The organism is Alteromonas profundi (assembly GCF_010500865.1).
GTDB lineage: Bacteria > Pseudomonadota > Gammaproteobacteria > Enterobacterales > Alteromonadaceae > Alteromonas > Alteromonas profundi.
Genome location: NZ_JAAAWN010000003.1, coordinates 204,919 through 223,515 on the forward strand (window position 1 = coordinate 204,919; position 18,597 = coordinate 223,515).

Here is an 18,597-nt window from a genome sequence, read left to right on the forward strand (position 1 = left end):
TTTATTGATTAATTGGTATGGCTATGAAAAAAATCGGTATTTTAGGCGCAATGGATGAAGAAGTTGCGTTACTTAAAGCATCTTTATCTGACGTTACAGAAACTAAATGGAAGCACTTAACCTTTTACCAAGGCCAGCTACATAACATGCAAGTTGTGTTAGTAAAGTGCGGCATCGGTAAAGTGGCAGCCGCCCTTGCGACGACAATCCTAATAGAGAAGTTTTCCCCTGACGCTGTAGTTAACACAGGATCGGCCGGTGGTTTTGATACCAAACTAAATATTGGCGATGTGGTAATTGCACAAAACGTGATCCATCACGATGTCGATCTCACGCATTTTGGCTACGCGCTAGGCCAATGTGCGCAGATGCCTGAGGATTACGTGAGTGACAAGCGACTTATTGAAGCGGCTCAACAGGCTGCTGCCACTCTCTCAGGCATACAGTTTACGCAAGGCCTTATCTGTACTGGTGATGCGTTTATCGGTAGCGACGAAGCTGTAGCAGAATTAAGAAAAAGCTTTCCGGCTATGAAGGCTGTAGAAATGGAAGGCGCCGCTATTGGCCAAACGTGTTATATGCTGGACGTGCCTTTCTTAGTTATTCGCTCGTTGTCAGATATTGCCGGAAAAACGTCGTCGGTAAGCTTCAAAGAGTACCTAGACACCGCGGCTAAAAATTCAGCGCAACTTGTTATGGCGATGGTTAAAGCGCTCGGTTAACTATGGAAGCTTTCTTTACCGACTCCGCTTATCAAACACTTCTGGTGTTGTGGTTGGCGGTAGCGGCTGACGCGTTGTGGCAATGGCCTATAAGTAGCCACCCACTTACCTTAATGCGTTACATTGTTAAACAAATGGGCGAAAAAGTATTGCCAGAAATGCATTACCCAAAAGGTCAACATTATATTTCTGGCACCCTCGCTGCCGTGGTATTGCTTTCACCTATTGTCACCTGCGTAGCCATTTTGGTTTACATGGCAGAATACCCAGTCTTTTTTGAAGCCGTTATCATGATAGTGGTAATAGACTTTGGTTTTCAGCGCAGGCAGTTTTCAAAACTCCTAACCATTATAGGTAAAAACAAAAAAGTACGAACCAGAGAAACGCTATCCACCATAGTTGCACGAGACTGCTCGAGGTTAACCGACGTGGGTGTGGCCAAGGCGGCAATTGAAAGTTTATGGCTTAAATTTCTCTACCTGTATTGCGGGGTTATTTTCTACTTTGTTATTACCGGGCCTGTGGGCGCGCTTATTTATCGGCTTTTGCTACTGATGAGCTGGCAATGGCATTATCGCACCCCTGCCATGCGCCATTTTGCCGCGCCAATAAGAAAACTGGTGAGTCTTCTTGTACTTCCTCCAGCCATCGTTGGCGCACTCGCGACGTTAATGGTATCTCACCCAATAAGAGGGGTAAATGCGATGAAGAAAAGCTCAGCGAAAGATAAAACCTCATTACTATTGGCTTTATTAGGCGGTGTAAACGATATTCAGCTAGGCGGCCCCGCCATTTACCATCATAAAAAATACCGTTATCCCCGAGTAGGAACGACCAAACAAGTGAAATACTCAGATATTATCCGTGCCAGACGCACCATTATAAGTGCCATGTGTATCGTGGTAGCGTTAGCCAGCATAGGCTTGTTATTGGTTGCAGTTTCTACCCAAAACATAAACGAGTTTATCTAGTATGCGCCTATTTTCCTTATTGATAATACTGTTGCTGTGCTTCTTTCCTACCTCTAACCATGCTGACACTACAGAGTTACCACCTTCGGCAGCGTCTAAAGCACTACGTATCATAACCCTAGCGCCTCATCTCACCGAATGGGTATATAGCTTAGGGTTAGGCGATAATTTAGTGGCGGTAAGCGCGTATAGTAACTACCCCAATCAGGCAAAAAGTTTGCCTCAAGTGGCCGATTTTCAAGGCGCCGATCTTGCTGCCATAGTGGCCCTAGACCCAACATTAATACTCGCATGGGACGGCGGTAACAAACCTCAAGATATACAGCGCCTTGAAGGCCTAGGCTTTCGCGTATTTAAAGCGAAAGTAACAGAGATAGAGGATATTGCTAAAAATATCCAAGCCCTCGGGGCACTTACCGATACCGAGGAAAAAGCAAGGCAGCTAACCAAAACCTTTCTGCTTGAGTTAAACGCACTAAAGCAACAATACCAAAACCCGCCCTATAAGCCGGTGTTTTACTACTCATGGACGGCGCCGTTAATGACGATAGGTGAAGACGCTTGGCCTAATAAACTTCTCAATGTATGTGGGGCAACCACCTTATTTGCCGATAGCCCTGTAGACTACCCCCAAGTTTCCGTGCAAGAAGTACTAACCCGCCAGCCACAACGTTTAGTTGCAGCAAGCCAACAGTCGTTGGCGCAATTAGAAAAATTTTGGCGCCCCCATAGGGCGTATTTAACGGCGCCACTCATTCAAGTAGACCCTGATGTTACGAGCCGATTCTCTTTACGCCTATTAACTGAACTTAAAAGTCTATGTAAGGGTATAAAATAACCAACGTAATAGTTATACTTTCGGCTAACAGGATGAAAGAAGGTAGCTCATGCGAATTGTTGTCTTTGTTGTAACCACATTGGTATTTGTAACGTTATTTGCATCACTGCAATGTACGGCAAAAGCGCGCCCTAAAAGTGAGAGTGTTGCGGCGTCACCTTTTCTCATGGAGCGGGTTAAAAATAACGATTGGCTACTTATCGATGTACGCTCGCCAGAAGAATTTAGTGACGGACATATCCCAGGTGCTGTAAACGTTCCTCATGAAAGTATTGGTAGTTACTTAAACGAACTCGACGATTATAAAGAAAAGCCTATTATTATTTACTGTCGTTCGGGGCGCAGAGCAAAAATGGCCATGAAAATATTGGAAGAACACGATTTTTCCGAGGTATTGCATCTAGAGGGAGACATGCTAGGTTGGAGCGAAGCCGCTATGCCTATCGATAGAATGTGAATAAAACCCACGGTTAATTGAAGGTAGTGGGTATCACAACACATGCGTTATATTTTTGCTACACTGGCATCATTCACTCACGTAATCAGACATCCATGAAAATAGATATTGCAACACCAGCCATGTTGTTTCCGGCTATATCCCTATTGCTTCTTGCCTATACGAATCGCTTTCTTACGCTAGCGACCATTATTCGCAACTTTTCAAAAGAGGAACGAGACGATAATACGCAGGCTCAGATAAAAAATCTTCGTCTTCGCATTCAGCTAATCAAACGTATGCAAATAGCCGGCGTAGGCAGCTTCTTCTTATGTGTGGTATCTATGCTTGCCATCTATCTAACCTACCAGCAAGCAGGTAATTGGGTGTTCGCCGCCAGCCTAGTGTCGCTACTTTATTCACTGTGGATGTCAGTACGCGAAATCCTCATCTCGGTGGAAGCGTTAGACGTTCATCTTGAAGGAATAAACCAACCCAAAGACAAAGATGTATCCTGATCAGATAATTTATCAAACCTTAGCCCCCCAGCACTTCGACCAAGTGATTAGGTTAGGGAATAACGTGCAGGGCGACAATTACCTTAGTGCCACCTCGTTGCAAGCCATTTACGATAAAAGCTGGCACAAGGGTATTAATGCAAGTTTAGTGGCTATCTACAAAAGCACTATCGTAGGTTTCAGACTTACCTACGCGCATGACAAATGGCAGCGTGATCAATGGTGTACACCTAATTTATGGCCAGTATCTGAAGATAAAGTTTGCTACTTTAAATGCAATACCGTGTCACCAGATATGCAAGGTTCAGGTATCGGGAGTGCCTTACTCGCACGCTCAGTAGCACAAGCGAAAAAGCAAGGTGCGAAAGCAGGCCTTGCCCACATTTGGTTAGCAAGCCCAGGCAATAGTGCGTTTAAATACTTTACCAAAAATGGGGGAGTGTTAGTTCAAAAACACCCCAATAAATGGCGCCATGCGTCTCTTTATGAGGGCTATGATTGCCCTGTATGCCCCACATACTGCGAATGTGAGGGTGCCGAAATGATACTAACCTTCGACACATAAGTGATTTATAATAAGGTTTTCATGTACGCCCCTCTTATTTCCACTTCAGTAACGCCCACCGATAAATCACCTGCCAGTTATTGGCATGCAACCCATCAAAGCGAAAGCTTCCCTTCATTGTCCTTAAATATTGACACTGAATACCTTATTATCGGCGGCGGGTATACTGGGTTATCCGCGGCCATAGCACTAGCTGAAGCAAAAAAAAACGTTACTTTACTTGATGCCAACAATATAGGTTTTGGTTGTGCTGGGCGAAATGCCGGCTTTGTTTTATCTGGCAGTGGACGGCTGTCGCTAGCCGCCATTGAAAAAAACTTCTCCAAGCGTATAGCGCTAGGTATGCAGCGAGAGTTTGACGATAGCGTAGCCTTGCTACATCAACGTATTAGCCAATATGCGATGAATGTAGATCTCACCAAGGGCCCCTATATAAAACTTGCCCATAATAAAGCGCAAGCAAATAATTTGCGTCAAAACGCCATCAGGCAGAATCTTCACTTTGGCTCTTCAATTCAGTTGTTATCTAAAAGCGATATAGACGCCCGCCTAGATATACGGGGCATATTTGGCGCAGTAGAAACGCAAGGTGCCTGTCTCCATCCTCTTAAGCTCGCCGATGAATACGCGCGAATAAGCACTCAATTAGGCGCCTCGCTCTATTGCAACACACCGGTAAGTGCCATTGTTAAACACCACGATGGCTATAAAATAGCGACAACTAAGGGTACTGTTTTTGCGCAAAATGTAATTATCGCGTCTAATGCCTATACCCCAAAAATCTTTCACAAAGCCGTAGATAATAGGCAGTTTCCCGTTCAATCAAGTATTCTGGTTACCCCTCCCCTCACGCCTGAGCAACAAAAGCTTACCGGGCTAACCTCCCCCATGAGCTTTATGGATACCAGAATGATGAAGTACTATTACCGTGTTTTACCCGATGGCTGGTTGCTATTTGGAGGACGCGGGGCGGTGAGGGGAGAGAATGCCAATAGTAAGACGAACCAACAGCGCCTGTATCACGCAATGGCTACCATGTTCCCTGCCCTTAAACCCCTTGGCATAGACTATTTTTGGAGTGGTTGGGTGAGTGTGTCACTAGACAGTATGCCACGTATTTTTACCCATGATGAAGGCCGATTAGGTTACGCAATGGGCTATTGTGGTTCGGGCGTCGCCTTCGCCGCCTATGCTGGACAACAACTCGTCAAACGCATGCTTGATAGTGATAGTGTAGATACCTCGCTTCCCTTGTACCAATCGCCGTTGCCCCGTTACCCCTTTGCCGCATGTCGACGGCTTGCGTTACGCGGCTTGTATAAATGGGCGAAAATAGCGCAAGCTTAGTCAGTAATTTTCCATCAACCGCCGCCAATATAGTCTATGGTTAGTATTTTAGAGAACCGGAGAGTCACGCCATGTCATATATCGATGGGTTTGTGGTTGCTGTTGCCAATAGCAACAAAGAAAATTATCTTAAACATGCCAAAATAGCGGGTGAAATATTCAAAGAATATGGTGCATTGAAAGTTATTGAAGCATGGGGAGATGATGTGCCTGACGGTGAAGTAACTTCCTTTCCTATGGCGGTGAAAGCAAGTGCGGATGAAACCGTGGTGTTTTCTATCGCGTTTTGGCCCTCAAAAGAGGTGCGGGACGAAGCATGGCGTAACGTAATGGAAGACCCGCGTATGCATCCTGATGAAAACCCTATGCCATTTGATGGGAAAAGACTTATTTACGGCGGGTTTGTTCCCATCCTTGAGCTATAGCCACAGCAATAAAAAAGCCCGCGAAGGTCATATTCGCGGGCTTATAAAGTGGCAAAACCAATCCGTTTACTTACGCCAATGTAATCCGGGCAAACTTACGCTTGCCTACTTGATAAACATTTTCGCCTGGTTCGCTAAGAATGAGACGGGTATCTTCAACTTTATCGCCGTTAATTTTCACCGCGCCTTGTTTAATCATCCGAATGGCATCGGATGTTGACCCTACCAAACTGGCCTGCTTTAACAGGTTTCCAATGGCAATACCTTCATCGCCTAGGGCAATTTCAAATTCGGGCATATCATCAGGAATGGCATTTTTTTGGAAACGCTGGATAAAGTCTTGATGCGCACCTTCTGCCGCCGCTTCATCATGGAAACGGGCAATAATTTCTTTTGCTAACAAAATCTTAATATCGCGGGGGTTTTCCCCATTAGCAACCCGTGTTTTCAGTTCCGCAATCTCTTCTAATGGACGGAAACTAAGTAAGTCGTAATAACGCCACATAAGGTCGTCAGATATCGACATAACTTTTCCGAACATTTCGTTTGGCGCGTCGGTTATCCCGATATAGTTGTTCAGCGACTTAGACATTTTTTGAACGCCATCAAGGCCTTCAAGCAAAGGAACCATTACAATAGATTGCTGTTGCAACCCTTGTTCTTTTTGTAGTTCACGCCCCATGAGCAGATTAAAACGCTGATCGGTCCCGCCAAGCTCAACGTCGGCTTTTAGCGCTACAGAGTCCCATCCTTGTACCAGCGGATACAAAAACTCGTGGATGGCTATAGGTTGACCATTGTTGTAACGCTTTTTAAAATCGTCACGTTCTAGCATGCGAGCAACCGTTTGGCTCGCCGCCAATTTTATCATACCTGCGGCACCAAGCTTATCCATCCACTCAGAGTTAAAACGAATCTCCGTTTTGTCTTCGTCGAGAATTTTAAACACCTGTTGCTGATACGTTTCTGCGTTTTCTAATACCTGTTCTTTACTTAAGGGCTTGCGTGTGACATTTTTACCTGTAGGATCGCCAATAAGGCCAGTAAAATCACCAATAAGAAAAACAACATTATGGCCTAGCTGCTGAAATGTACGCAGCTTATTGATCAAAACAGTGTGACCAAGGTGCAAGTCAGGCGCAGTTGGATCAAAACCCGCTTTTATTGTTAGGGTTTTGCCGGATTTTAATTTCTCGATTAAATCCTCTTCGGGGAGAATTTCATCTACGCCCCGTTTAATCTCAGCTAGCGCTGTTTGCCAATCTTTCATTAGTTAATCACACTCTTTGATAACAGTAATTCAATGTTTGGCGGCATTTTACGCGTACAAGGGAACCATTAAAAGCTTTGCGCGTCAAAAAACGAATTACAAACAGTCAAGTTGCATAATGAAATCCATATTTTCAGTTATCTACTTGAGAAACTTACCCTATCTTACCTTGGTAGGTACCTAGGTTAAGCGATAGAGAAGAATAGGCTGAAACAGCCACTAAGAATTTGCGCTAACAATATAATGAGAAAAGTTGCATTTTTAAGCAACGTATGTGAAATAGAGTCGTGCACATAACATTTCTCAGGTGGACCGTAGTATGAGAAAGAAAATAGCCTCTTCAAAGGCGCTAAAATTTTACAATAAATTGCCTAAGCAACATCGCACCGGCCTAGCCGTGGCGACGATGTTCCTTGGCGCATTAATCCTTTTGCCTTCCGAACCGGTAGAAGCTAGCCGTCACCAAGAAGCCTTCGTGCTTGATACGGGCGTTCGCTACCCGGTAGATTTACACGTAACACCCTCAACAAACGTGTTTACTAACGAAGACGAGTCTAGCTGGCAAACATATAAAGTTAGAAGTGGTGATACACTCGCTAAACTCTTTAAACGCGCCGGCTTTACCGCACGGGATGTTTATAACGTTACGCAAGCGGGTGAGCTTACTAAAACCTTAGTTACCCTACTTCCAGGGGATGAGCTTTCCTTTAAGGCAAAAAGTGACGGTAGCTTTGGTGAACTTAAATATAAATTATCTGCCACTGAAACCCTGGTTGTTCGTCCGTCGCAGGGTGATGAAGAAGGGCTACTCACTGCTGCGCTTGAAAAGCGGGCAGTAGATATTCGCTATAACTTCGCCCAAGGTGAGATTCACTCTAGCTTCTGGAATGCGGCATCTCGCTCAGGGCTTACAAGCAATCAAATAATGAACCTAGCCGGCATTTTTGGTTGGGATATCGATTTTGCAATGGAAATCCGGTCAGGCGATACCTTTAATGTGGTGTTTGAAGAGCAATATGTAAACGGCGAGTTCGTAGGGTATGGCGATATAGTGGCAGCCGAATTTACCAACCAAGGTGAGCATTTTAGTGCGATTTTGCATGAAGATGGCAACTACTATACCCCCGAAGGGCGCAGCATGCGTAAGAGCTTCTTACGCGCGCCAGTTAACTTTAGGTATGTAAGCTCTAATTTCACTAAAGCGCGCTTTCATCCCGTCCAAAAACGTTGGAAAGCCCACCGAGGCACCGACTATGTCGCTGCGGTTGGCACCCCCATAATGGCCGCGGGCGACGGTAAAGTAATAAAGTCGGGCTACGACAAATACAATGGGCACCACGTTTTTATCCAGCATGGCGAAAAGTATACAACTAAGTATTTGCACTTTAAAAAGCGTGCGGTAAAAGTGGGTGACACTGTTAAACAAGGCCAGACAGTGGGTTATCTAGGCAGCACAGGCATGGTTACTGGGGCGCACCTACACTATGAATTCTTAGTTGATGGAGTACATAGAAACCCGCGCACGGTGGAATTACCAAAGTCGCAGCCTATTGCCGAAGACGAACGTGAAAGGTTTTTAGAAATTGCCAGTGTGCGTAAGGCACAACTGGAAAATAATAAACGCATAATGTTAGCAATGAAATAAGTAACTCAACCTCCTATGGCGAAATACATTGGCCTAATGTCAGGCACTAGCATGGATGGCGTAGACGCCGTCCTATGTGAAATTTCGCCCTGTGAATGCACTACGCTCGCTGCGCATTCTGTTGCTTATAGCGGTGAATTGCTCGGGGCCCTTAATTCGCTTTGTAGCGAAGGGCCCGACGAATTAAACAGTGTAGGCATTGCCGATAGACTGGTGGCAGAAACCTTTGCTCAAGCCACACTGGGACTTCTTGAAAAAACCTCCCTTTCCCCTTGCGAGATCACCGCTATTGGTTCCCACGGGCAAACTGTGCGACACCATCCAAATCGAGATGTTTTATCCGCCTACTTTGCCGCCTCATCCATTCGCGGGTTTACGTGTCAAATTGGCGATCCCAATACCATTGCAGCGTTAACTGGCATTAACGTTATTGCCGATTTCAGGCGCAAGGATATAGCGCTTGGAGGGCAAGGTGCTCCATTGGTTCCCGCTTTTCACAATGCGGTGTTTGCGTCAGAGCAACACTATCGCGCACTTGTTAATATTGGTGGTATTGCAAATATTTCTATCCTTTACCCAAAATGCGAGCAATTGCCGCCCCAAGGGTTTGATATAGGACCTGGCAATACATTAATGGATCAGTGGATTAACCTTCATTTAAACCACGCTTTCGATAACAACGGGGCCTGGGCAAAGAAAGGGCATCCTGACCAAGGGCTTCTACAACAGTTGATGCTGGATGAATATTTTCACTTACCCGCACCAAAGAGTTCTGGACGGGAATATTTTAATATTGATTGGTTAAGCAATACCCTTGCGGATCGCTTCGAGTGTAGTGCGCATCTCCTTGATAAGGAGACCGAAAACAACCTAGCACCAGAAGATGTGCAAGCCACCTTATTAGCGTTAACCGGCAGTACCATTGCCAATGAGATACAACGTCATGTACCTATTAAAAACAACCATAATCAGATAAGTGAAGTTATTACTTGTGGTGGAGGAGCGTTAAATAACACCTTGATGTCATATATATCGGAGGCGCTGGAGGGATATCATGTATCTGATAGCCACACCCTTGGAATACATCCCCAACAGGTTGAAGGCGCAGCGTTTGCTTGGTTAGCTTATGCTTACATCAACGATATACCTGGTAATGTCCCCGCCGTTACCGGCGCCTCAAAACCCGCAGTTTTAGGCGCCTTGTATAAAAGCGCCTAATACGGCGATACCTTTGCTATAGGGTACCGCCCTTTCCTGAGCGTTAAGTGCCTATGTCCTGGCTTAAGACCCAACCCCTAAAAACAACTCTGCCATTACCAATACCATGGCGTAACCTGCACTGTATGCAGCTAAAAGCAGTAATATAAACTTACCGTATTTGGCAAACGTAAGCCCTTTCACTTTGCTCATAGTCACAATACCAGCAGAAGAGCCAATAATTAGTAACGAACCTCCCACACCTACGGCATAAGTAAACGCCATCCACTGCGCGGTAGTCATTTCAATGTCAGCCTTTAATAACGCTGCTGTTAGCGGAACATTATCAATCATTGAGGATAGCACCCCCATGACAAAATTTGCGCCTGTAGAAGGAAGTACGCTGTATACAAGTAGCAACGCACCGAGTGCGTCGATGTGATCGAGCATACCTACCAATAGCAATACACCAAGGAAGAACAATAAGGTATCGAATTCTATGAGGCGGATATAATCTAAAATAGGATCATCGTACTTCTCTTCACCCATAAAGGTAGCCACCAAAAACATTACCGCCATACCTGCTAAAAATGACAGCATCGGCGGAATGGCAAACAACACATTAGCAACCAACGTGAGAATAATTGTCGCAAGAAAAATCCCTGCTATAACATAATCTACATGGCGTAGTTCGTGACGATGCTTATTAATTTTCACCGCTCCCTTCATGCCGATACTCAACAGGGATGCCAAAAGTAAAACTGCGAGAAGCGAAGGAACTATGAGCAAGAGCAGTTGGGTAATGGTGACTTTGCCGTCTAAGAAAATCATTAAAGTGGTGACATCGCCTGTAATTAACGAGACGCCTCCCGAGTTCACGGCAAAAACCACCAGCACGGCGAATCGCATAGTTTGGTTAAAAGGCAGTCCCAGCGATAGTACCATTGCTATAGATACTAATGTCGCGGTGATGTTGTCGGCTAATGATGAGAAACAAAAACTAAAAATAGCGGTAAAGAAGATCAGTTTTTTAAGGGTTATTTTTTGCGGCATGATGATATTTAACATATTTTCAATCATGCCTTTGCGGTTTAAGTAGGCAACAAAGGTCATTGCTGCGACAAGAAACAGCCAGAGGGTGGATATTTCACTTATATTTTCAATTAAGTGTTCATTGAGTTCGGCTAAATGAGGGCCCCTGTTCGCATCTATGAAAAGAAGGATCCATGCGAATGTGCCAAAAAAAAGTGTGGTTTTGGCTTTATTGACATGTAGTACTTCTTCAAATACCACACATAATAAGGCCATTATTGCTATGCCAATGAGCACATAGTCCAACATACGTTTTATTACTCCCAAATTGTAAGGGAGCGAATTATACGTTTGATACCACGTCGATAGCAGGCGTTCTGCGCTATAAGAGGGAAAAAATCAGTTATATGCAATATGCACTTAAGAGAGCGCGGCTATACTCACTGCAGGGGGTAGCCTAATAGCCAGTTAAGTACTCACCCTACGCCTACAATAGGCACAATAGGGCGCTAACGAATGGGTAGCTTTTCCCATCTAGACTCTATTTGCGGCGACATCGCGGTGCTTTTAATTATATTTTTCTCCCCCGCGATATCCTCTTGTATTATTCGCTTTGACACTATAAAAGAATTTTTTGCACTCAACCACCCGCTTGAATCAATCCATATAACAACCATTTATGTAATCACTACTAGATAAATAAAATCAATTCAACAGGATTACATAATGACAGACTCAGCGCTTTTTAAGCCCCTAACATGGGCACAAAAATCTCTCGACAATAGAATGGTGTTAGCGCCAATGACCCGAGGCCGAGCGGGTAGTGATCGCGTTCCTAATAAAATAATGGGCGATCACTATGTGCAGCGCGCAGACGCCGGTTTAATTATTACCGAGGCCACTGCCATTTCTGAAGAAGGCAACGGATGGGTAGACTCGCCAGGTATTTATACTGAGCAAATGGTTGAAGGTTGGCGTTCTATTGTCGAACGAGTGCATGAAGCTGGGGGCAAAATTGTCCTTCAACTATGGCACACGGGGCGTGCCTCTCACAGTGATTTTCATGACGGAGCACTTCCACTGTCGGCCTCGGCTATCGCTATACAAGGGGACGAAATACACACGCCAAAAGGAAAGAAAGCTTACGAAGTCCCCAAAGCCATGACCGTTGATGATATTCAGCGCACCATTAGTGACTATCAAAAGGCTGCGGTTAACGCGAAGGCTGCGGGGTTTGATGGCGTTGAAGTTCACGCTGCAAATGGGTATTTGATCAATCAATTTTTAGACAGCCGCAGCAATCAGCGAGATGATACTTACGGCGGTAGCCTTGAAAACCGCTATCGATTTTTAGATCAAATAATGGAGGCTGTATTAGAAGTATGGCCTGCTGAAAATGTGGGTGTCCGTTTATCGCCAAACGGTGCATTCAATGATATGGGTGCTGATGATTTTCGAGCAACCTTTACCTACGTAGCTCAGCAGCTTAATAAGTTAAAATTGGGCTACTTGCACGTGATGGATGGCCTTGCCTTTGGTTTTCACGAGCGGGGAGAGCCTATGACATTAGCGGAGTTCCGTGCCCTTTATGACGGCATGCTAATAGGCAATTGTGGTTACACCAAAACAGACGCAGAGAAACGAATTGAGGATGGTGACGCCGATATGATTGCGTTTGGTCGCCCTTGGATCACAAACCCCGACTTGCCCACGCGGTTCAAACACGATTACCCACTAGCCGCGTTTGACGATCCTTCGCAATGGTACGGGGGTGGCGAAGAAGGATATACCGACTTCCCGACTTATCGTGAAAAAACAGGTAAAGACGCCCTTTCTTCCCTAACCTAACCAATCTAATCGGCGCGTTTTTACGCGCCCATTTTATTGTTGGTATTTAGCGCCTGTGTTTTATCCTGCTAACGGGAATGTGTATTGCTATAACGTTGGGCGAAAATCGCTAGCTTTTCAAAGCAAGACAGCCAAGCCTGTTGGTGGTGTCGACAGGAATCTTGGTTAGTAAAACCTATTTGCTCAAGAGTGATCTCTACGTCTTTACTCGTAAGCCCTTCAAATATAACAGTAACTGTGCTCATTAAAGCCGACTCGGTACTATTTTCCTGCGCCCAGGAATACACGAGTCTTTCATTTGTCAGTATCTGAATGTACTCGCCCTCTAAGGTGGTTTCTTCTCCGCTAGGGGTTTGTATTTTAATCCGGTATTTTCCGCCTTCTTTAAAGTCACTCATAACTTGCGAAACCACGCTATCGCCAGGCGCAAACCATTCACTAAGATATTCGGGTTCATAAAAGCATGTAAATACCAGTGGCAGCGGAGCGTGGATGGTTGTTTCAAGTGTAAATTGATGCATAAGTAGCGCCTATCAAATACCAAAGCCTGTTAGCACAGGCTTTCAAGAGTATTATTAGCTACTAGTTACCGATTCTTTAGGATCGTTATTTGCCCTGCAAAAGGCCGCTCTATATTTTTAAGAGTAACAAAGTTAGTCAAGCCCCCCCATGAGCTTAGCCATAGAAGGAGTATTAGCAAAATGCTGAGCGCATACCTCAGCACTTATAGCCGTATACAGTGCATCAATATCAGCATAGCTCATAAAGTGCTCACAAAAATCGGGGGTATGGGGGGCAATGAAATGCTTGGCTGCCAGCATAAAATGCGCGATCTGTTGTTTGACGTTATCGGTGCCCATTGCAATACGCATAGTCGTTAAATCGATACCCGCTTTTTTTTGTTCGTCACTGCTAAGTTCTGAATGAGAGGTTAAGGCGGGGCAAAGAATAATGGTATTGCTTTGACCGATAGATACCTGATGACTGAAGGCTGGCTCTAGTGCGTCAAAAAAGCGGGTAAATACGTCTTTAGGAAGGTTTGCAGGGGCCATATCAACAGTGAACAGCGTACATGGCCATCCATTTTTATGCTGCTTTTCTCGTAAACCAGCGTTTGCATGGGTAGGTAACCCATGACAATTCACGCGTATTTTGGGGTGGACGTTAAGAAACGCGGTAAATACCTTGGTATTAATCACCTTTGTAAGCATTCTTTGTTCTAACGTCTTCATTCCATTTAGTACGTCGAAGGCTTTTTCAGAATCTAAAAATGCCCCTTTAATGTAGTAAACATCCCAGAACAAGGTTTGTGACCAATCCACCCCATTTATGCTACTTCCTTTCGGTTGAAACATTCTATGTGCGGCGCCAATTACCACCCCCGCTGTGGTGGCGCCGCTGCCACACAGATCTTTAGTGTAACTGTGAATTACGTAATCGGGGCGAGCGTTTTCTTCCTTGTGTTGCAAGGGTTGGTGCAATACAGGCGTTGCTAAGGTCGAATCTAACATCACCAATGCGTTATTTGCATGAGCCTGCTTACAAATTTCAGGTACATCGAGAACATAGCCGTGCGGGTTGCAAGGCGATTCAAGGTACACGTGCAAGTTGGCCCCCTTATCTAAACGCCCCCTATATTTATTCTGGGTTGTCGCTAAAAATTCTGCAAAACTCTCTTTGTCATACCCGTCAAACCACGCGATTTGAATATCCATACGGTTAGCACGGGCAAAATAGTCATGCAGTAATTGGTACACACCGCCATACACATTGCGAGATACTATAAGCACATCACCGTGAGATAATACGTTAGAAAGCACCGCATCGATTGCCGCCATACCGGAATTGAAGTTCCACGCAAGATAGTGTGATGCATGTGGTCCTGCCTCTAAATCTACTATGGCATTCGCCAACGATATATTCGTAGGGTTTAGCAAACGAGAATAGATTTGGTGGGTAAACTCTTTTCCTTGAAAGGCGTCGTCCACCCATTCGGTGCATGCATATACATAAGTGGCTGTGCGAACAACTACCGGGGTCGCGGAGAAAAGTGCGGTTACATTATCAAACAAGGGATAGTGGCTTTGTGCCCCCTCCCCGCCCGCTAAGCTTTGGTAGGTAGCTCGAAACGGATTTTGCAAGGTATCTAGAATTTTAGCGATCTGGAACGAGAGAAACTTTTTAGCATTAAAATACGCCACTCTGTCTTCTTTGTTCAATGAGCTCAGTGTGGAACTGGTAATATCCCAAAGCTGCATTACATTGGCTTGTGCATGATAAAGATGACGCGCAGTCTCTGACAAAGCCTGTCCGTAATTCGAGTGGGGATCAATACCGAAGTGAGCTAATTGTTCATTCACTAAGGCGTCAATTGAGCCTGCTTCGGTACTATTACGCCGAGGCGATAGAACCTTAGCGTGTTGTAAGGTGGTCGAATCTACATGGTTAGGTTTATTGTGCTGTGAAGATGATTGCATAATTCGCTCAATGTTTATTTTTACAAAAATGTAAAACTTAAATAACAAATTTAAAACACAAGTCAGAAAGATAACTGGCAAAATTAAGGAAAGAAAACTTTACTCAGGTATATGTATGACAGTAAAAACGATGGCTAACTCTACATATGAACTAACAATTCTAAGCCAAGATGCGACAGCACTTACGAATGAAATAGACGCGCAGTTAAACGCCAGCGAGGTACGGGATGACTTACGCATAGTACAGGTAGCAAGCCACGTCGATGAAGTGTGTACTGAGGATATTTCATTACTGCTCGCCGCCCCCGATCTTGCTGCCCGTGTTGTGCCTGAGTGTCGCCAGCTTAAATGGTGCCAGTCTACGTGGGCAGGAAACCGCCGGTTGCTCGCCCTGAACAAACAGGATTACCTCTTAACAGGCGTAAAAGGCATATTTGGCAGCTTAATGCGTGAATATGTATTTGCTTACTTACTTCAATATGCCCGCAACGTTCAAACTTTCGCTAAACATCAAGCAAGTCAGCCCCCTATTTGGGAAGCGAGTCCACGCTTACCGTTAAATGGCAAGGTATTAGGCATCGCTGGCATAGGTTCAATTGGCCAGGCTTTGATCCCTGTAGCGCTTAGTTTTGGTATGCGCGTAATTGGGTTATCACGAAGCGGGCAAGCGATTGAAGGCGTAGAGCACGTTTTTACGCCTGAACAACGTATTACGTTCGCTAAACGCTGCGACCACATCGTTAATCTAATGCCAGACACAGAAGAAACTACAGGCCTTCTCGACAGAGATTTTTTTGCCGCTCTCCCCCGCCATAGTGTGTTTATTAACGCTGGGCGAGGTAATGCGGTAAAAGATGATGACCTACTTACAAGTATGAATGATGGCAGACCGGCTTTCGCGGTACTTGACGTTTTTAGGCAAGAGCCGCTACCGAGTAATCATCCTTTTTGGCATCACCCAAATATCGCCGTTACGTCTCATACCGCCGCTGAATCTACCCCTTATGACGTAGCGCAAGTGTTTGTCGATAATTTTATACGTTTAAAAAACGGGCTGCCTTTGCGCTACCAGTTTGATTTTAGCAAAGGGTACTAAAGCAAACAGATGCCCCTAGGGTTAAACACCCTGTACTTAGCCTGTAGAGGCGTTACCCACGAGGGTCGGTAGCAGTGAGTTCAATTTTATCTCTGTGTTTTTCGTGAAAATCGAGAAGTTGAGGGTAGTCTTTCATGTCATGTAGTTGACGAAATAGCACCCAGTCGACCATTGTATATAGGCAAATCTCAGGGTAAGACCACCCTTTGAAGCCCCCCTCTTCTAACTGTTGACTTAGCGAGTAGAGTACCGCTTCAATACGTTCTTTCTGTAACCTGAAATAGAGTTTGTTCTCGCTAATATCTATGTCGGAGCGTTTAAGTAACATAAGCTGAACAAATGAGTCGTTTGCCGCATCAACAAGCGTAAGTTGGTTTTCCTCTTCCCACGTTAACGGCTCATAATTTAGTTTTTCCGCCAAATAACCATATATTGCGCGCGAATCGAAGATCATTTCGCCGTCATCTTCAAGGCAGGGAACTTTCAGCGTAGGATTGCGGGAAGCGAGAAGTTCTCGGTCTTCTCCAGAGAAAATTTGCAAGTCAATAAACTCATGGGAAACAGACGATAAGATAACTCGAATACGTCTAACATAAGGCGACGTTGTTGAACCGTATAATTTCATGATTTATTACTCTAGGCTTGTGATTTGTCTATCATTTAGTGTAGACAACTTTCAGCCTGTAAGAAAAGCAAATTACGGGAAAGGAAAGACAGGCATACGTTAAATTGCGACGTATGCCATAAAGCGAGGTGATGCGCTAAACGCTAAAACTTGCACCACACCCACAGGTTGTGGTGGCGTTAGGATTTTCAACTAAGAAGCGTGAACCTTCTAAGCCATCAACATAATCAACTACCCCACCAACTAAGTACTGTAAGCTCATAGGATCAACCACCAATGTCACATTGTCTTTTTCAATGGTCATATCCCCTTCATTTACTTTCTCATCGAAAGTAAAGCCATATTGGAAACCTGAACAGCCGCCTCCTGTTACATACACACGAAGTTTTAAATCCGGATTTTCTTCTTCTGTAATAAGTGCTTTTACTTTATGAGCCGCTGCATCAGAAAACTCAATTGGCAATGCCGTTTGTACAGTCATACCCACCTCTTAATTCACATCGTGCCCATGCACGCATTTGTTGACCACAATTATCTTATACTTGCGTAGTGCTATCAACTATTGGGGTGAAACTTAATTTAACAAGCAATGGGTTAAATGCGTAATAGGTAACCCGCGTAATAACAATAAACACACGGCAGTGGTATAGTTTTAAGGCGGAATATTACCCAACGTTGGGAAGTACCCACATACAAAATAGATATGGCGATTTCATTTTTCGTAATTTTGCGTCAAAGACGATAACAATAGTGAGGATTTTATGGATAAACGAGCGTCTTCCCCTACCTTCCCCCAGTTAACAGACGTATTTCCGCCCTCGCGTTTTGACCAAAAAGATCAATATAAAGACGCGCTCAAGCAGTGTCAGCAGGCATTATTTCATGTTCAACAAGCTTATTATCATCAAAATAGGCGGGCTCTCATTGTATTTGAAGGATGGGATGCGGGCGGGAAAGGAGGAGCAATTCGTCGGCTTACTGAACGGTTAGACCCGCGGGGCGTCACTGTCTATCCAATTGCAGCGCCTTCTCACGAGGAACAAAGTAAGCATTTCTTATATCGGTTTTGGCGTAAAATACCTTCCCCTGGCACGTTTGCAATCTTTGACCGTTCACACTACGGACGGGTTTTAGTCGAGCGTATCGATAACTTAGCCACACAAAAAGAATGGCAAAGAGCATACCAAGAAATTAATGAATTCGAGCGTACGTTAACTGATGATGGCGTGCGCATCATCAAAATATTTATGCATATATCAAAAGAGGAACAGCGCCGTCGATTTGAAGAGCGATTACACAACCCCTATAAACGCTGGAAGCTCGCAAAGGAAGACCTACATAATAGGGCAAAGCGACGTGAATATATGACTGCAATAAACGATATGCTGCACAACACGCACACAGCTATTGCACCTTGGAAAGTGATTGAGGGTGAACATAAATGGCAAGCGCGAGTAGATACACTTGAATACATCACATCTATGCTTAGTGAAGGGGTGGAGATAGCCCCGCCCCCGCTTGATGAATCACTTATAAAAATGGCCGCTTCACAATTGGATATCGACGAAGGTGCCATACGATGATA

Annotated in this window: 19 protein-coding genes; 13 read left to right on the forward strand and 6 right to left on the reverse strand. The window is 44.7% G+C overall.

The window, feature by feature from the left end:
• Positions 1 to 23 precede the first annotated feature (23 nt).
• The 8 genes from GTH32_RS03615 (at position 24) to GTH32_RS03650 (ending at position 5,822) form a co-directional block, all read left to right on the forward strand.
• Positions 24 to 722 carry a 5'-methylthioadenosine/adenosylhomocysteine nucleosidase gene (locus tag GTH32_RS03615; protein ID WP_163083875.1) on the forward strand — a complete coding sequence of 233 codons (699 nt, stop codon included), beginning with the start codon at positions 24 to 26 and terminating at the stop codon, positions 720 to 722.
• Between the two features lie 2 nt (positions 723 to 724).
• Positions 725 to 1,693: a cobalamin biosynthesis protein CobD/CbiB gene (locus GTH32_RS03620; protein ID WP_163083876.1), complete on the forward strand. Its 969-nt coding sequence runs from the start codon at positions 725 to 727 to the stop codon at positions 1,691 to 1,693.
• Position 1,694: 1 nt separating this feature from the next.
• Positions 1,695 to 2,531: a helical backbone metal receptor gene (locus tag GTH32_RS03625; RefSeq protein WP_163083877.1), complete on the forward strand. Its 837-nt coding sequence runs from the start codon at positions 1,695 to 1,697 to the stop codon at positions 2,529 to 2,531.
• Between the two features lie 49 nt (positions 2,532 to 2,580).
• Complete coding sequence (locus tag GTH32_RS03630) at positions 2,581 to 2,988, forward strand: rhodanese-like domain-containing protein (RefSeq protein WP_163083878.1); 408 nt, start codon at positions 2,581 to 2,583, stop codon at positions 2,986 to 2,988.
• Between the two features lie 95 nt (positions 2,989 to 3,083).
• Entirely contained in the window at positions 3,084 to 3,485 is a 402-nt protein-coding gene (locus tag GTH32_RS03635; RefSeq protein ID WP_163083879.1) for a DUF2721 domain-containing protein, read from the forward strand.
• Positions 3,475 to 4,050 carry a GNAT family N-acetyltransferase gene (locus GTH32_RS03640; protein ID WP_163083880.1) on the forward strand — a complete coding sequence of 192 codons (576 nt, stop codon included), beginning with the start codon at positions 3,475 to 3,477 and terminating at the stop codon, positions 4,048 to 4,050. Before GTH32_RS03635 ends, GTH32_RS03640 begins: the two co-directional genes overlap by 11 nt.
• A 21-nt stretch (positions 4,051 to 4,071) precedes the next feature.
• Entirely contained in the window at positions 4,072 to 5,397 is a 1,326-nt protein-coding gene (locus GTH32_RS03645) for an NAD(P)/FAD-dependent oxidoreductase (RefSeq protein WP_163083881.1), read from the forward strand.
• A 71-nt stretch (positions 5,398 to 5,468) separates the two neighbouring features.
• On the forward strand, positions 5,469 to 5,822 hold the full coding sequence (locus GTH32_RS03650; protein ID WP_163083882.1) for a DUF1428 domain-containing protein: 354 nt from the start codon (positions 5,469 to 5,471) through the stop codon (positions 5,820 to 5,822).
• Positions 5,823 to 5,892: 70 nt separating this feature from the next.
• On the opposite strand, the gene tyrS is transcribed toward GTH32_RS03650, so the two are convergent.
• Entirely contained in the window at positions 5,893 to 7,092 is a 1,200-nt protein-coding gene (gene tyrS, locus GTH32_RS03655; RefSeq protein ID WP_163083883.1) for a tyrosine--tRNA ligase, read from the reverse strand.
• Positions 7,093 to 7,411: 319 nt separating this feature from the next.
• Between tyrS and GTH32_RS03660 the strand changes: the two genes are divergently transcribed.
• Both GTH32_RS03660 and GTH32_RS03665 read left to right on the forward strand, forming a co-directional pair.
• The gene (locus GTH32_RS03660) at positions 7,412 to 8,737 is read left to right on the forward strand and encodes an OapA family protein (protein ID WP_163083884.1); all 1,326 of its coding nucleotides are present in this window, start codon (positions 7,412 to 7,414) and stop codon (positions 8,735 to 8,737) included.
• Positions 8,738 to 8,752: 15 nt separating this feature from the next.
• Complete coding sequence (locus tag GTH32_RS03665; protein WP_163083885.1) at positions 8,753 to 9,955, forward strand: anhydro-N-acetylmuramic acid kinase; 1,203 nt, start codon at positions 8,753 to 8,755, stop codon at positions 9,953 to 9,955.
• 63 nt (positions 9,956 to 10,018) lie between these two features.
• On the opposite strand, the gene nhaD is transcribed toward GTH32_RS03665, so the two are convergent.
• A complete protein-coding gene (gene nhaD, locus GTH32_RS03670; protein ID WP_163083886.1) occupies positions 10,019 to 11,275 on the reverse strand; it encodes a sodium:proton antiporter NhaD in 1,257 nt (418 codons plus the stop codon).
• A gap of 417 nt (positions 11,276 to 11,692) precedes the next feature.
• Here nhaD and GTH32_RS03675 point away from each other — a divergent pair, with 417 nt between their 5' ends.
• Positions 11,693 to 12,814: an alkene reductase gene (locus GTH32_RS03675; RefSeq protein ID WP_163083887.1), complete on the forward strand. Its 1,122-nt coding sequence runs from the start codon at positions 11,693 to 11,695 to the stop codon at positions 12,812 to 12,814.
• 68 nt (positions 12,815 to 12,882) lie between these two features.
• Here the strand turns inward: GTH32_RS03675 and GTH32_RS03680 are convergent, their stop codons facing one another.
• Both GTH32_RS03680 and GTH32_RS03685 read right to left on the reverse strand, forming a co-directional pair.
• Entirely contained in the window at positions 12,883 to 13,335 is a 453-nt protein-coding gene (locus tag GTH32_RS03680; RefSeq protein WP_163083888.1) for an SRPBCC family protein, read from the reverse strand.
• 132 nt (positions 13,336 to 13,467) lie between these two features.
• Entirely contained in the window at positions 13,468 to 15,291 is a 1,824-nt protein-coding gene (locus GTH32_RS03685; RefSeq protein WP_163083889.1) for a trans-sulfuration enzyme family protein, read from the reverse strand.
• Positions 15,292 to 15,406: 115 nt separating this feature from the next.
• Here GTH32_RS03685 and GTH32_RS03690 point away from each other — a divergent pair, with 115 nt between their 5' ends.
• Positions 15,407 to 16,387 carry a D-2-hydroxyacid dehydrogenase gene (locus GTH32_RS03690; RefSeq protein ID WP_163083890.1) on the forward strand — a complete coding sequence of 327 codons (981 nt, stop codon included), beginning with the start codon at positions 15,407 to 15,409 and terminating at the stop codon, positions 16,385 to 16,387.
• A gap of 52 nt (positions 16,388 to 16,439) precedes the next feature.
• Here the strand turns inward: GTH32_RS03690 and GTH32_RS03695 are convergent, their stop codons facing one another.
• Together GTH32_RS03695 and erpA are read right to left on the reverse strand one after the other, a co-directional pair.
• A complete protein-coding gene (locus GTH32_RS03695; RefSeq protein ID WP_163083891.1) occupies positions 16,440 to 17,012 on the reverse strand; it encodes a glutathione S-transferase family protein in 573 nt (190 codons plus the stop codon).
• A gap of 136 nt (positions 17,013 to 17,148) precedes the next feature.
• Positions 17,149 to 17,493 carry an iron-sulfur cluster insertion protein ErpA gene (erpA, locus tag GTH32_RS03700; protein ID WP_163083892.1) on the reverse strand — a complete coding sequence of 115 codons (345 nt, stop codon included), beginning with the start codon at positions 17,491 to 17,493 and terminating at the stop codon, positions 17,149 to 17,151.
• Positions 17,494 to 17,773: 280 nt separating this feature from the next.
• On the opposite strand from erpA, the gene GTH32_RS03705 reads away from it, so the two are divergent.
• On the forward strand, positions 17,774 to 18,595 hold the full coding sequence (locus GTH32_RS03705; protein ID WP_163083893.1) for a polyphosphate kinase 2 family protein: 822 nt from the start codon (positions 17,774 to 17,776) through the stop codon (positions 18,593 to 18,595).
• Positions 18,596 to 18,597: the final 2 nt, after the last annotated feature.